Below are 15,513 nucleotides of genomic sequence, written 5' to 3'. Positions count from 1 at the left end.
TACTAAAATTCAAAGGCTCCGATGGTAGGTGCACCGCTTTTTGCACGCAAACGACCGGCAAAATCAGTTTTGCTATAAATGGAATTATGCCCACGCTTTTCAGCCGGACTATTTGGTTTTAAACTAAAATTGGCTTTGAGTCCTCTTACCGGATCTATAAAACCGGGGTCTTTACCGTTAATACATGAAGCACTTGATACATTTACGATGGCCTTATTAGGATAGGTGATATTAAAATGTAGGTTGTTTTGGTAAGTGAGGTTGGTGTTTTGATAATTAGAATTGATTACCGCCAAAGAATCGGCCACCATAATATTATTTACGATCTTATTATCGTTACTTACCCCGGTTAAAATTTGCCCCGGGTTAAAGCCGGGTGTACGCGAGTTACAGTACGCTGTGTTATTGATAATATCAACATGATCGCTTTGAAAGGCATGAATACCGGTGCCACCATTATACCAACAAATATTATTCTCAATTAAGGTGCGGCTTTTGTATTCTCCTAATTTTGATCCGTTTTGTTTATTTCTGAAGTCATCCACTATAATACCGTTGCCATCGTAAATCTTACACATTTTTATCCATGGTACAAGCGACCAGTTATTATAACATTTATTTTTCCTGATAATATTATGGTAACCTTTAGCATAATCATAATTCCAAAACTGGTAAAACGCTATGCCGCTTGTACCAAATAAAGTGTACCAACTGGTATTATAAACAATATTCTCTTCTACGGTTACATAATCGCACTGCGATGCACCTATGCCCCCACCGCCACAATCGTGTACCAGGTTTCTGGCAATTACAATATGATGCGAGCGTTTATTCTTTTTACTTTCAATTACAATAGCGTTACCGTTATAACGCGGATCGAGTTTCCCCTTTTTATTATTACAACTTTGAGGCTGTTTAAGCGCATTAGCTAATTTTACTTTGGCATTGTTACCAATTACTTCAAAACCAATTACTTTCACATAGCTTACGCCGTTACTTATGGCAATACCGGCCCAACCATTAAAGCGTATTACCGGTTTATGACCAGGATAATTGATATATACAATGTACTTATCTTTTTTTCCGCTCTTTAGAACATTAAGCACATTACATGCAGCACAATCATTAGTATAGGTGCCGTTCATTACAAAAACAGTATCACCCGCTTTGGTTAGGCCGGCAGCTTGCTGTATGTTTTTTTTAGGCTTCAAAGTACTTAACCCGTCAAACTTTTCATTGCCGGTTTTACTATTTACATAATAATTTTTTGAGTGTGCGCTTAAGCTTATTGTAATAAATAATAATAAATAAAATAACTTCATATTAAAAATATAACATCATACGAATATCATTATTAACAATATTTCAATTTTTTTGTGTTAAAAAACACTTTGGCATTAAAGTTGACCAAGGGAGTGAACCTGCTTCACAAGTTAAAAAGGAAATTTCTCCTTAAATAAGCATAAACATTAAATGCCCATAGTATTAATTTTTGTAACTGCATTTATTAAACAGTTAATTTTTGTGCCTAACAAAATCTTATTTAAGTTATTGCTTAAAACTAATATTTGTAATACTTACTTACACGCATTGTAAACAAATACATTACTTATACGGCTATGTAAAGTTTATACTTTTTTCAATCATATAATAAATAAACAAATTATAACTATTAACATCTACATCCATGAATGCAAAAAACAGTACCTGCTCAACACAAAATTTAAAATTCTTTATATTATTACTAACGGTAACAGCAATTTTTTCTTCTTGCGCCTCTTACAAAAAAATACCATACTTTCAGGATCTCGACCGCTCTAAGGTTACTACCGAAGATATTACCAATATGTCTTCTTTAACCATTCAGCCAGAAGATCAGATATCCATTAGTGTTACCAGTTTAAACCAGGATGCGGCGAATGTATTTACCAACAATATTCAAAATTCGGGCACTAATGCAGAAAACCCGGTTTACGGATATGTAGTAAACTCAAACGGCGAGGTTACTTTACCGTTATTAGGCGTGGTTAAAGTTAGCGGACTATCGAGCACACAATTAGCCGTTCAATTGCAACAGCAACTGCTATCATACTTGAGCAAACCTAATGTATCGGTTAAAATAGTGAATTTTAAAGTAGCTGTTTTAGGTGATGTATTACGCCCCAACATATACCGAAGCACCAGCGACAGGCTAACCATTACTGAAGCTTTAAGCTTAGCCGGCGATTTAAATGTTACCGCTAAACGCGATGACATTACCTTAGTTAGAGAGATCAATGGTAAAAGAACTTATATTCCTATCGATCTAACTTCTAAAAACTTATTCCAATCGCCTTATTTTTACATGAAATCTAACGATTTATTATTTGTACAGCCAGGCAAACTTAAATTAGCTACGGTTGATACCGGATACCGTAATGCCAGCTTAATTATATCGGCCTTATCGTTAATTGCCATTGCCGTTTCATTATTTACTAACTAAGTATGACTAACAGGCAGCCAACAGATCATAATAAAGCCGATAGACACCAGTTTTCAGATTTGAAAACCGTATTAAACAAATACTTTTATCACTGGCCGCTTTTTGTTCTGTGCTTAATTATTGCTTTGGCAGGTGCTTACATCTACCTTCAAAATGCTACCCCCGCTTACGAGGTTAGTGCCACCATATTGGTAAAAGACGAAAAGAAATCGCCGCAAGATAAAGCCGCATTACCAGAGCTGGAGCAATCCAGCTCTCCTAAAAACGCAGAATCGGAAATTGAAATCTTACGTTCAAAAAACCTGGTAAGCCGGGTGGTTAACAATTTACAATTGTGGACCAGCTACAAAACCAAACAAGGTTTTAAAACCAAGGATTTATACGAAACCACACCGTTTAAATTTGTACTACTTCGAAAAGGCGTTATAAACGGCGACAAATTAGAAGTATTAATTACAGACAAAAACCATTTTGAGGTGGAAAACCTGGGTGGTAAAAAACAAACTGTTACTTTTAATCAATCATTTAAAAACGGTTTAGGCACCTGGCTGCTGAAACCCACCAATTTACTCGATCAGTACGTGGGATCTACCATAACGGTAGCCCTTAACGATCCTGAAATGGTGAGTAATGAGTACTTAAAGGCTTTAGATGCCCACCTGCTGGATAAGCTTGCGCCTACTATTGGTTTATTTATTACCGATGAAGTGCCGCAACGTGGTAAAGACTTTTTAAATAGTTTAATTACAGCTTATAACGAAGCCGCATCCGACGAGCAAAAACGAACTACCAAAAGTACCATTGATTTTATAGACCGAAGGCTGGCATCGCTTACCGGAGAACTAAGCAGTGCCGAAAAGCAGGTAGAAGGTTACCGGAGCAGCCAGGGATTAACTGATATAAATTCACAGGCTAAAGTTTATTTGGAGAACGTACAGGCTAACGATAGCAAACTTAACGAGGTAAACGTTCAGTTGAATGTTATTGCGGGTATTGAGCAGTACGTTAACTCCTCTGCAAATAATGCTAACGCGCCTGCTACTATAGGTATAAGCGATCCTGCATTGAATAGCCTGATAGAAAAGCTTTCTAATCTGCAATTAAAGAAAAGTGCCCTGCTGGCTACCACACCCGAGAATAATCCATTGTTTGAGCCTATCAACAAACAAATTGCATTAACCAAAGCTTCTATCCGGGAGACTGTAAATGGCGTTAAATCGTCGTTATTAAATTCCAAAAGAGAATTGCAATCGGTTAATAATAAAACAGAGTCTTCTATTAAAGACATCCCTGTTCAGGAGCGCCAGTTTGTGGGCATGAAGAGGCAGCAATCTATCAAAGAAAATCTGTATGTATATCTTTTACAAAAACGCGAAGAATTAGCATTAAGCTATGCTTCAACTTTTGTAGATGCACGTATTGTGGACAAAGCCAACATAGGCGATATGAAATGGCCTAAGCCTTCATTGATCTCGGCCATAGCTTTACTATTAGGTATAGGTGTGCCATTCATGATCATTTATTTCAGGCAGTCGTTCAACAACAAAATTACCGGCCGCCGCGATATTGAAACAGCTTTAAATGTGCCTGTTTTAGCTGAATTATCATACGATGATTTGGACAAAGAGGTAATAGTAGTGAACAATAAACATCACCTTATTGGCGAGCAGTTCCGGTCTTTAAGAACCAACCTGAACTATCTTCATCAAAGTACAAAAAGTAAGATTGCAGATCTGCAGTTTCAAAGCTTGTACACAGATAACGACATTTCAGAACCCAAAGGCAGGGTTACGTTGCTAACTTCCAGTGTCTCTAAAGAAGGTAAAAGTTTTGTAAGTACTAACCTCGCTACCACATTGGCGGCATCGGGTAAAAAAACGGTTATTTTAGAGATGGACCTTCGCAAGCCGAAGGTTACCGGTATTTTCGATTTACCGTCCAACCATCCCGGAATCAGCGAATACTTGTCGAAAGATAATACACCAATAACAAGCATCATTCAGCACACGGAAAATTATTCTGGCCTGGATGTTATTGGTACCGGACAAATTCCGGTGGACCCATCTGAGTTATTGGAAAAAGATTCTTTAGCCAAGTTAATAACAGAGCTAAGGCAAATGTACGATGATATAGTAATTGACACTGCTCCTCTACATTTGGTAACTGATGCTATGATCATTGCTAAACAAGCCGATGTATCGTTATACATCATAAGGCAGGGTTTTACAGGAAAGGAAGAGCTAAACTTTATACGAGAAGTATATGAGGCCAGTTATTTGCCTAACATTAACATCATATTTAACGGTATTAAGAAGAACAAGTACGGTTACGGTTATAACTACGATAACAGCTATTACAACGCCAAGCCGAAGAAAGCATCATTTAAAAGTAGGTGGAAACAAATGTTAAGCAGGTTTTAACTTGCTTAACATTTGTTTTTTACTTATTACATAATTTATTAATTAGTTAATGCTGGATAAGCTGATCTATATTTTACCCGGTATAGCGCTACTGCTTTTTGCCTTAAACATTTATTTCAAAGGCAACACAGTACAATCGTGCTTGCTTTTTATATTAACTTTGTTGCCTTTAATGGATCTGAAGATCACTAACGAGGCTTGGGGAGGTTTTAAAGTATTTGATGCTATTTGCATTTACAGCGTGGTATTTTTGTTGAAAGATTTTACTACAATTAACCGCTACAATCCTAATAACTTTTACTTTTTACTATTTGTGCTTTTCGCTGTAATAGTACTATTGGGCGGTTTAGCTTCAGAATTTCCGTCAAGGGCTTATCTAAACTTTTTTAAGATAATGCCCATATTTATTTTCGCCCGCTTTTTTCTTACTGAATGTTATAAAGACCCGCACTTTTATCTTAAAGCTATCAAGGGGCTAAAAATTGCCTATTTAATTGCATTATCGTTTGTGCTCATACAATGGGTGGTAGGTTTAAGGTTTACATTTTACCCCGAACTCAGTCCAAATACGATTGACCCTATATTTTTAATCACGCGCTATCCGGGTATGTTTTATGATTCGCAGGCCAGCGGGCAATACCTGGCCATGGGTAGTTTCCTGTTTTTGTTTATTGAAAAAGATGCTTCCCGTAAAGCACACATTTTTAGCTACCTGGTATTTATAATAGCTATTGTAGGTATTAGCATGGCCGGTAGCCGTGCCGCTTTTGGCGGTTTTGCACTGGGTTTAATCCTGGTATTTTTTATGGCAGCCAAACAGTATCGTATTTATGGCTTGGTGGCAGTTGTTGTAGGTTATGTGGTCTTTACATTTGTCTCCGTTCAAACAGGGGTGTTTGACCGGGCTAAAAACTTATCCGAAGACTTTTTGTTCCGTCAAAGTATTTGGAAAGAAGCCTTTGAAATTTCTAAAAAGCATCCACTGTTAGGAATAGGTTCTGGCAACTACCAAAATTATGTTATAAGACATGCTCAGGGGCAGTATTTAGAGGTAGCCGATGGTCAGTTGGTATATTTTGATCAGCCTGAAAATGGTTATTTAAAAATAATGTCGGAATTAGGCTTTACAGGTTTTGGTATATTTGTGCTGTTCCTTATTGTGCCTTTAGTTAAAGGCTTTATCAATTACATAAAGGGTATCTTCGACCAAAGAATTGCCTTTTTTATGGCTGGCTTAGTTAGTTGGGCTGTTGCATTCAATACAGTTTATTCTATTTACGATTACAGGATATTAATAATGGTGGTTAGCATGATCGTCTTGATCGTCTCCTACCCTGCTTACGAAGATGATCAAATTCCCCAGGTTAAGGAAGTTTAGTTTCCCGCAATCGTCGCTGGTTAAAAATAGCGCCTGGGGTATTTTAGCTAATATCCTGCAAATTCTATTTATATTTATATTTTTTGCTATAGTAGCACGTAAATACAGTTCGGCCAACTTTGCACAGTTCTTAATATCTACTACCGTTTACCAGTTGGTAGCCGCATTTTCCTCCATGGGCCTTGGTCAATGGTTTATTAGGCAATATGTTTTGGAAAACGACCAGCTGGCCTTTACCAGCAAGTTCTTAAAAACGCAGTTGGGCTTGGGCATCTTATTTTACCTCGTTAATGTATTGCTGGCTTACGTACTTTACCCTACCGATCAAATTAGGATCTTGTGCCTGATATTAGGAACTAACATTATCTTCGATAATTTCATCAATGCCATTAAAAGCTTAAATGTAGTTCAAAATGAGCAGCGCAAAACGGCTACCATACTGGTTATTGATGGGTTTTTAAAGCTGTTAGTTGGCTGTATGTTGTTTATCTATCCGTTTTCTATTATTATATTATCTGCGGCTATGATTGTGGTTCGGATACTGACATTAGGCTTGTTTATGCGACTGGGCTCTTCAAACAGTATCAATTTAAAGTCGCTATGGATTGCCACGGTTTCTTATGATGATATTAAGGTGCTTATCATCAAAAATTGGCAGTTTATAGTGATAGGCAGTATTTCTATCATTTACTGGAAAATTGGTAACATCATCATTTCCAAATTGCTTACGCTAACCAATGTGGCCGATTACGAAGTTTCGTTCCGTATATTTTCGGTTTTGCAAATTATGCCGGTTATAGCATCTACTACTATATACCCGCAGTTTATCAAACACTACAATGAAGGTAATATTGAAAAGCTAAAGCAACTTTATAAAAATATTTTCATGGGTTACACGCTGTTTGCGATGCTTACTTTTGCCTTTATGTATTCGTTTTCAGGCTTAATTATTCCTTTAGCTTTTGGTAAAGGTTACCCTGGTGCGGTTTGCTGCATGCAGCAAATGTTTCTTACCTTTTTACTATTACCAACAGTATTGTTGCAAGCGAATTTACTGGTAGCCATAGGGCTGGAAAAACTGGATATGTGGTTTAACATCTTAAGTTTGATAGTTAATTTGACCGGCTGTTTTATTGGCCTGTATTTTTATAAAGACCTGGCTGTGGTAAACTATTCTGTATTTTTCTCGTTCCTGGTGTTTCATATATTGCAGGATGTGTCGCTTATCCGTAAAAAATTAATGACCGTAACTCACTGCATACTATTTTATGCAGCTTTAGGAGCAACTGTTTTAGCTTGTTACAAATTAGGAATCTATGTAAACCCCTACCTATTTTTTCTAAGTTTTCTTTTTATTATTCTTTCATCTGCAATAACACTTTTTTTTGTTGGTAAACGGAGGCTGACTTATCGAACTCAGTTATGACCGTTGTATATTATACCTCCACGTTCTTCTTAGATCTTTCGCTCGATATTATCAACGTATTAAAGAAGAAAGTTGACCTGCATATATTTATAGAGGTTACATCGTCATCCAAAAACTCAACTGTTGCTGAAATTCATGATTTTCCAACAGGGAAGTTGTTAGCCACTCCAGAGGAAGTTTTAAGTGACAAGAGTTTAAAAGTGCTTGCACCATTTTTTGAAGGGGCAATTAGTATGCACTTTATTATACATGAGCATCGTACCGGCTTTTCATGGTCTACCTTGCAAGCATCGTTAGCAGTTTGGAAATACATTAAACCGTTTAAGCCGGAGATCATTCATTTTGAAGGGTACACTTTACGAACAATAGGAATGCTGCCGTTTCTATTTTCGGTAAAAAAAGTATTTTTAGTCATACATGACCCTGTACCACATACCGGGGAAAGTAGCTGGAAGATTAGCATGCCTAACTTCTTGTTTTTTAAACTGCCTTTTAAAAAATACTTCATATTCTATTCTGACTTTGCGCGTAAGCTTTTTACCAATAATTATAGATCGGTTGGTGGTGAAAAACTGCTTGTTAAAATGCGCCCGTATAGTTATTTTAAAAAATCACCCGAAAAATCAACTGATGAGAAAGAACACATTTTATTTTTTGGACGAATATCGCCTTATAAAGGTATAGATGTATTACTAAAAGCTATGCCAGCCGTTTTTGAGGAGTTTGCTAATGAAAAGCTGGTTATCGCTGGTAAAAGTACTAACAGCTATATTTTGAACGATGACTTACCCGAAAAATATAAAGACAATGTTCAGATTATTAACCGGTATATTACAAACGATGAATTAATAGACCTGATAAGCCGTGCTAAATTTGTGGTTTGCCCTTATTTAGATGCCACTCAAAGCGGTGTATTAATGACTGCTTTTGCATTAGATACACCGGCTATTACTACAAACGTAGGATCGTTTCCTGAATTTATTGATAATAATTTTAATGGTTTGTTAGTTTCACCAGCCTGCCCGGCGCTATTAAGTGAAAAAATTGCTTTAGCCCTTAAACACAACTATTACAAGCAATTGCAACACAACGTTGTATTAAGTAATACGCTAAGCTCATGGGAAGACAGCCTGAAAGCTGTACTAACCGAATACACATCATTATAACTTTTACAGGAGAGCGCTAATTGAAGGAGACTAACACCAGATTGGTATGGATTGACAACGTAAGGGTAATTGCCACAATTGCGGTAATTATGGTGCATGTAGCCACCCCAGCTGTTTTCACTCAATACAACCCCAACAGCGCCAGTAATACGGTATGGTGGATCGGCAATATGTATGATTCATTATGCCGCTTTTGTGTTCCCGTTTTTGTGATGCTTACCGGTGCCTTACTGTTGCCTCAAACCATAAGCCTGAGCAACTTCTTAAAAAAACGGCTAAATCGAATTATGCTCCCTTTTTTATTTTGGAGTTCGGTTTACATTGTCTTTAACCTTGCATTAAAGTTTCGGGATGAAGGCTCACAAGTTGCAATGCATAACATTGGTCATTGGTTAATTTTGCAACTTACTCAAGGCGCTGCGCCGCATTTGTGGTATGTGTATATGATCATTGGCTTATACCTGTTTATACCAATCATCCAGCCATGGGTTTCTATAGCGAGTAATAAAGCTATAATCTACTTTCTGGGGATTTGGTTTATTACTCTTTTATTTCATCAGCAAAAATTATTGAGTGTAACTTCACCCCTGGATTTAAGCTATTTCACAGGATATATAGGTTACCTGATACTTGGGTATTTTATTGCTGAAAGGTTAGTTATCTCCAAAGCAATACTATATTGTGCTATTATCTTATTTATAACAGGTGTAGCTGCCACATTAGCTGCCACATACCTTTACACATACAACCAAGGTTCCTTCTCACATACGTTTTACGAGTATTTAACCTTAAATGTGCTGTTTGCTGCAATTGGCATCTTTATTATTATTAAAAATCAGCAAGGTGAATTGCGTAACAATGCAATAAATACGGTAAGAGATTTTGTGAGCCGTTATGGATATGGTATTTACTTATCTCACCTTTTGGTCATCAGTATTCTATCGCACTTTAAAATAGATTATAGTTTGATAACGCCGGTAATAGGTATTCCGTTAACCACGCTTATTTGTTTACTCATTAGCGCCGCGTTAGTTTACATTGTTAATAAATTGCCTTATGGAAAATACATCTCAGGATAAGATGAACTTTTTCGAATTCGTGTTTCAGGATTGGCAGGTAAATAATGGCAATATTAAAGGCCGCATTATCTTGCTTCTCTTCAGGATGGCTAACTTTTGCGCACGCCGAAGAATTTACTATTACTTAGGCTTTTTATACCTGCTATTTTACCGCATACTGGTCGAGTGGTTTTTCAGTATCGAAATTCCATGGAACACCAAAATAGGCCGCAATCTAAGATTATACCATGGACAAGCTTTGGTAATGACAAACCAGGTTATTATTGGACATAACTGCACCCTCAGGCAAAGTACAACTATCGGCAATCGGCAATCAACTAATGGTTTTAGTACCTCACCGGTTATTGGCAACCATGTTGACGTAGGCAGTAACGTGTGTATAATAGGCGGAATAACCATAAAAGATCATGTGAAAATTGGTTGTGGCGCTGTAGTAGTTAAAAGTGTATCGGCATATTGCGTAGTAACAGGCAACCCAGGTATAGAACGAAAACGAAAAGATTGGCAAGAAAACGATATTAGCGAATGAGTAAACCCAGAATATTATTTAGCGTACCCACCAGGCACCATGTTGAAATTGCATTGGATGAATTAGAAGGTATGCAAAAACTCGGCTACCCATGTGAGCAGTTCCAGTACGCCGCAAAAGATGGCGTGAGCTCAAAAACAGGGCGCCTGCGGGTTATTGTACAAAATGCATTATCCCTGGTTAAAACAGCCCGGAAATTTAAGCCTGATGTGATCTATTTTAACTCGAGGCTTGAAGTATTGGCTGGTATCCGCGATTTTATAACCATAGTAATTTGTAAAACTTTGTACCGGCAAAAAGTACATTTTGTTATTAAATCGCACGGTTCGGCTATTGAAGTGTTAGGTCATCAAACCGGCTTATTTAATAAAGTGGTATTACCATTTTTAAAAGAAAACATAGCAGGCTGGCTATTTCTTTCTACAGAGGAACAAAAAAAAGTTATTGAAACAGGATATTTAGAGGCAGACAAAATATTTGTAACCAAAAATATAGTACGCACCGATCAATTTAGTATAGATGCCGGATTCAGGTCAAAGTTGGGTATAAGTAACAATCAGCAATTATTACTTTTTGTTGGCCGCTTAATTAAAGAGAAAGGTATTTACGAAGTTGTAAAAGCTTTTGCAGAGGTGGCAGAGCAGTACCAGGAATGTACTTTAATAATTGTAGGATGGGGTAGCGAGCTCGAAGAACTGAAAAGTGTAGCACGTTCTCTAAATATAGCTCAAAGAGTGATATTTACTGGTTTTATTGCAGAAGCGGAGGTTGTAAGCTATTATTCCAATTGTGATATATTAGTCTTTCCAACCTATTTTCCCGAAGGCTTCCCCATGGCGCTGTTTAATTCGGTAGCAGCTGGTATGTCTATTATAACTACGCCTACCCGTGCCGCCACCGATTATTTAACCGAACCTGATAACTGCTTATGGGTGGAGCCCCAAAACATCAAGAGTGTAAGCAGTGCATTGCAGCAATTATTACAATCTCACCAACTCCTAAACTCCATGAAACAAAAAAACATTGCCAAGGGAATAGAGTTTAGCCAAAATCGGGTGGCCGGAGAATTATCTGAAATTATAAAACAAATTACGCGTAAGTGATGGGTTTAACAACTGTGCTAAAAAAATTAAGGAACGAGTTTTTACGGAAAGTTATTTATCGCAAATACCAGATAGGTAGTGGCTTTTATTGTGGTATTAGGGTGAGGATATGGGCCAGGCAACAAGTAACTATAGGCAAAAATTTTTACATAGGCCGCGATTCGTTTATTGAAAGCGATGTGATTATTGGCGATAACGTAATCTGGGCTAATCGCGTAGCTCTTGTAGGACGGTATGACCATCATTACCAACAAATTGGCGTACCTATACGCCTTGCGCTACAAATACGTGATAAAAATTACAAATGGTTGGGACTTAATAATGTTACCATTATTGAGGATGATGTTTGGGTTGGGTACGGAACAACGATTATGAGTGGTGTTACTATTAAAACAGGTAGTATTATAGCTGCCGGCTCCGTAGTTACCAAAGACGTGGAGCCGTTTTCGATATATGCAGGTGTACCAGCTAAAAAAATCAAAAACCGCTTCAACTCCATTGAAGATCTTAAAGAACACTTAGATTTAATTAGATAGATATTTGATTTTAACCAATAATATAATAAATTATACCCAATAGATATTCTTCAAATAAAACCCCTATTTGAGCAATATGGCAGCAATTTTGCCTATTTACGCACAATACATTAATATTAGCAAGTAGTATTTAAAGTTGTTATTAAATTAGGAAAATAGATTTTTTAAATCACTTAGCTTTCCAAATTATACAGATAAAATTTTATGAATAATAAAATTTTAAATTAACATTCATTTACTATATAAGTAACTGTTAATGAGTTATTAAATCTTTTAGGAGTTAAGTAGCTAAAATTTTAAAATACTTTCAGAGTTATTTATTTAACTTCAACACATTTAAAAAAACGATTAATTAATCATACTGTAATGTTTAGGTTAATTACAAAGATACTGTACACTATATGAGACACACTGCAGATATAGAAAATTTTATTGATTATCCTTTATATACTAAAACGTTAAGTGAGCTTCCTTTTAAATCTTCACTTTTAGTTAATACTATAAACCAATATTCATTTTGCATGGCTAATGAGGACATGGGCTTCAAAAAGTCTTTACAAATGTCTGATGTATTATTGCCAGATGGCATTTCGGTGGTTGCAGCCGAATACTTAATGAATGGGAAAATCATAAAAAAAATATCTGGTGCAGACCTTCATCAACATTTATTAAATGATTTGGAAAGTAAAGGAGGTAGTTGCTTTTACCTTGGTGCATCAGATGAAACACTTAACCAAATAAAGGCTAAAATGTCTGTTGAGTATCCTCATGTAAAAGTAGGTAGCTATTCCCCACCATTTAAAAAAGTATTTACCGCAACAGAAAACCAGGAAATGATCCAGGAAATTAATAAATTTCAGCCTGATGTATTATTTATTGGCATGACCGCTCCTAAGCAGGAAAAATGGGCCTATGAAAATAAAGATAAAATAAAAGCCAAGATCATTTGTACTGTAGGTGCTGTATTTGATTTTTATGCAGGTACAGTTAAAAGACCCAGTAATTTGATGATTAGCCTCGGCTTAGAGTGGTTAGGACGTTTAATTAATGAACCTAATAGATTGTGGAGACGATACCTCCTTTATGGCCCAATATTTATATGGCTTATAGCAAAAGAGCGAATTAAAAAATCTATTTTTAAAAAGCCTCGCACGCAAAGTATTACCCATTAATTAGGCCTTACCTATATTGTGAATACTGCAATTAGTTGCTTGCTAAAGTCAGCGTTTTATTAGCAACCAATATAATAGAACAATAGGGATCGAGAGTTACTTTATTATTGTAGCTTTTTTTGTAAACATCGGTGTACTTTTTTTTTAAAGTAATGGTTTTAACCTCGTTACTTGCATTATATTCAAATAAAATATCTTCAGTTGGTAGCTCGCTCGAAAAACGGTCTTTACCAGAATTAGCTTTCCAATTTACCAGCGTATAGCTGGAATTAACTGTTTTTCCATTTTTAACACTTGATGATTTAATGGCCGTTACTAAATTTTTAGGACTGCTGTAAAAATTACTGTCTATTTGCCCGAAAGCCTTTATATCATCCTGATGAGTAGAAAACTTGGCAGTTTGCTGTGTATCTGTTTTAGCAAAAAATGTATTATTTCTTACATTATTATTTCTAATGTAGCTACTGGTAGCAATGTAATGATCCTGCTCCATTCTTAATTGTACACCGTTGTCAACTATAGTATTGTTAAAAATGTCAATATCTTTGGCATTATGGATTTTTATACCATTATTAGCGCACAATGATACCGTGTTATTGGTAATGATAACGCTCTCGGTGTTATCATCAATATAAATACCCTCTGCTTGCATAGAGTTGGTATGCAACGTGCCTTCGCTATTACCAACACCGTGCAATACAATATTACCAATTACCTTTTTATTTACGGTTTTTGACCAGTCTCCAATGTATATGCCGGCACCGTCATCTTTAGTTAAGCAAAAATAAGTAATAAAATTATTCTTTGCGGTTGAAGTATTTCCGCCAAAATAAATCCCATTGTATCCAACGCTATCAATTCTGTTTTTCTCAATTTTAGTATTATCGCCAAAACTGGTTATAGCTTCATAGGTTCCAGAATTACTTTTGCCCATGCCGGGTAGTAAACCTGTATTTTTTATGGTGTTGTTAGCAATAGTCGCGTTTACACAACCTGCATCCATATTTATGCCTCCGCTAAGCGAATGATCGATAATACAATCTTTGACAGTTAAAAAAGGAGAATATGAAGCTATAATGGCTTCGGTGCCGGTTAAATTAATGCTGCAATTGATAATGCTTATTTTCTTGGATTGTACAATATTAAAAGCGTTATTTCCCGCGCCTGTAAAAGTAAGACCATCAAAAGTTAAATAGTTATACCTGCGTACATCAACAATATAATTTACGGCACTTGTATTAACTACAAAATTGTTAGGGTTTTTATTGCCGAAATACACCATCATGCTATGATGTACCGAATCTAAATACCACTCACCAAACTGATCGAGCGTTTTAACATTATTTTGTATAAAATAACCATAACCGTTTGTTGGTACATAGGTAGTATTTCCTGCACGGTAAGTAATTGTACCTCCTTTGTGCGAAACTATACTGTTACGGTCAATAATCCACCTGGTTTTCTTGATTACTACTTCTCCGCTACCCCAGTTTATTGCCTCGTTTAATTGATTATCAGTTATAGAATTATTGCCGCTATGCGATTCAAAACTTAAATAACCTTTGTTAGGATAACGGCCTAAAGCCTGCTGTACACCATTTAAAATCAAGGTATTGCCTGTAGTTTCACAATTGCTTTCGTAGATACCGTTACCTACTAATTTCCATTTTTTTAAAGTAGCAAGACCGTTAATTTCAGGTTTTTTGCCTGTACCATAAGCACCAAAATGTATGGGAGCAAATACAGCACCCGATTTGGTAACATTTATCGACCCATAAAACACATCGCCTCTTTTAAACAAGATCGAGTCCCCGGTATTAATATTTCTAAAAAATGTATTTAGTTTTTCGAGTGATTTCCAAGGTGTGGCTGGATTGCGCGCTTGTAAGCTGGTGTAATCATCATTGCCTAATGTGCTCGAAAAATAATAACTAACAGCATAGGCTTGGTTACAAAACAATATGATGGCGATTAATAAAAGATTACACTTAACTCCTTTTTTCATATCAATTACAATAATCTTAATTTAGCTGATTATTTTATTGAACTAAATAAAATACAATAAAATACTTTTTTGTTAACTTGAAAAAATCCCGTTATTTTTTTTTGGGGTTCGCTACAAGCTAAATTTCAATTGTTTACGCTAAAGTAGAATTTTTGTTACGTAAATTATCAAAATAAGTGTATTTATTTTTAAACAAAATGTACAAAATTATATACAC

12 protein-coding genes are annotated in these 15,513 nt (G+C 36.1%); 10 read left to right on the top strand and 2 right to left on the bottom strand.

Features of this window, described 5'->3' with window-relative positions:
* Positions 1 to 2: 2 nt before the first annotated feature.
* Complete coding sequence (locus tag ACFQ3S_RS04300; protein WP_377161585.1) at positions 3 to 1,211, bottom strand: hypothetical protein; 1,209 nt, start codon at positions 1,209 to 1,211, stop codon at positions 3 to 5.
* A 476-nt stretch (positions 1,212 to 1,687) separates the two neighbouring features.
* Between ACFQ3S_RS04300 and ACFQ3S_RS04295 the strand changes: the two genes are divergently transcribed.
* From ACFQ3S_RS04295 to ACFQ3S_RS04250, 10 genes are all read left to right on the top strand, one after another.
* A complete protein-coding gene (locus ACFQ3S_RS04295; protein WP_377161583.1) occupies positions 1,688 to 2,482 on the top strand; it encodes a polysaccharide biosynthesis/export family protein in 795 nt (264 codons plus the stop codon).
* Between the two features lie 2 nt (positions 2,483 to 2,484).
* Positions 2,485 to 4,902 carry a GumC family protein gene (locus ACFQ3S_RS04290; RefSeq protein WP_377161581.1) on the top strand — a complete coding sequence of 806 codons (2,418 nt, stop codon included), beginning with the start codon at positions 2,485 to 2,487 and terminating at the stop codon, positions 4,900 to 4,902.
* 49 nt (positions 4,903 to 4,951) lie between these two features.
* Complete coding sequence (locus ACFQ3S_RS04285; protein WP_377161579.1) at positions 4,952 to 6,280, top strand: O-antigen ligase family protein; 1,329 nt, start codon at positions 4,952 to 4,954, stop codon at positions 6,278 to 6,280.
* Positions 6,249 to 7,706 carry an oligosaccharide flippase family protein gene (locus ACFQ3S_RS04280; protein WP_377161577.1) on the top strand — a complete coding sequence of 486 codons (1,458 nt, stop codon included), beginning with the start codon at positions 6,249 to 6,251 and terminating at the stop codon, positions 7,704 to 7,706. Before ACFQ3S_RS04285 ends, ACFQ3S_RS04280 begins: the two co-directional genes overlap by 32 nt.
* Positions 7,703 to 8,872 carry a glycosyltransferase family 4 protein gene (locus ACFQ3S_RS04275; protein WP_377161575.1) on the top strand — a complete coding sequence of 390 codons (1,170 nt, stop codon included), beginning with the start codon at positions 7,703 to 7,705 and terminating at the stop codon, positions 8,870 to 8,872. The genes ACFQ3S_RS04280 and ACFQ3S_RS04275 overlap by 4 nt, the downstream gene beginning before the upstream one ends.
* A 20-nt stretch (positions 8,873 to 8,892) precedes the next feature.
* Entirely contained in the window at positions 8,893 to 9,951 is a 1,059-nt protein-coding gene (locus ACFQ3S_RS04270; RefSeq protein ID WP_377161573.1) for an acyltransferase, read from the top strand.
* Positions 9,929 to 10,480: a serine acetyltransferase gene (locus ACFQ3S_RS04265; RefSeq protein ID WP_377161571.1), complete on the top strand. Its 552-nt coding sequence runs from the start codon at positions 9,929 to 9,931 to the stop codon at positions 10,478 to 10,480. The genes ACFQ3S_RS04270 and ACFQ3S_RS04265 overlap by 23 nt, the downstream gene beginning before the upstream one ends.
* Positions 10,477 to 11,583: a glycosyltransferase family 4 protein gene (locus ACFQ3S_RS04260; RefSeq protein ID WP_377161569.1), complete on the top strand. Its 1,107-nt coding sequence runs from the start codon at positions 10,477 to 10,479 to the stop codon at positions 11,581 to 11,583. Before ACFQ3S_RS04265 ends, ACFQ3S_RS04260 begins: the two co-directional genes overlap by 4 nt.
* Positions 11,584 to 11,597: 14 nt before the next feature.
* Positions 11,598 to 12,119 carry an acyltransferase gene (locus ACFQ3S_RS04255; RefSeq protein WP_377161567.1) on the top strand — a complete coding sequence of 174 codons (522 nt, stop codon included), beginning with the start codon at positions 11,598 to 11,600 and terminating at the stop codon, positions 12,117 to 12,119.
* Between the two features lie 401 nt (positions 12,120 to 12,520).
* Entirely contained in the window at positions 12,521 to 13,291 is a 771-nt protein-coding gene (locus ACFQ3S_RS04250) for a WecB/TagA/CpsF family glycosyltransferase (RefSeq protein WP_377161565.1), read from the top strand.
* Between the two features lie 31 nt (positions 13,292 to 13,322).
* On the opposite strand, the gene ACFQ3S_RS04245 is transcribed toward ACFQ3S_RS04250, so the two are convergent.
* Positions 13,323 to 15,296: a right-handed parallel beta-helix repeat-containing protein gene (locus ACFQ3S_RS04245; RefSeq protein WP_377161564.1), complete on the bottom strand. Its 1,974-nt coding sequence runs from the start codon at positions 15,294 to 15,296 to the stop codon at positions 13,323 to 13,325.
* Positions 15,297 to 15,513: the final 217 nt, after the last annotated feature.

The organism is Mucilaginibacter terrae (genome assembly GCF_042679325.1).
Classification (GTDB): domain Bacteria; phylum Bacteroidota; class Bacteroidia; order Sphingobacteriales; family Sphingobacteriaceae; genus Mucilaginibacter; species Mucilaginibacter terrae.
Note: the sequence above shows the minus strand (reverse complement) of the source record. Positions and strands in the feature narration are given on the sequence as shown.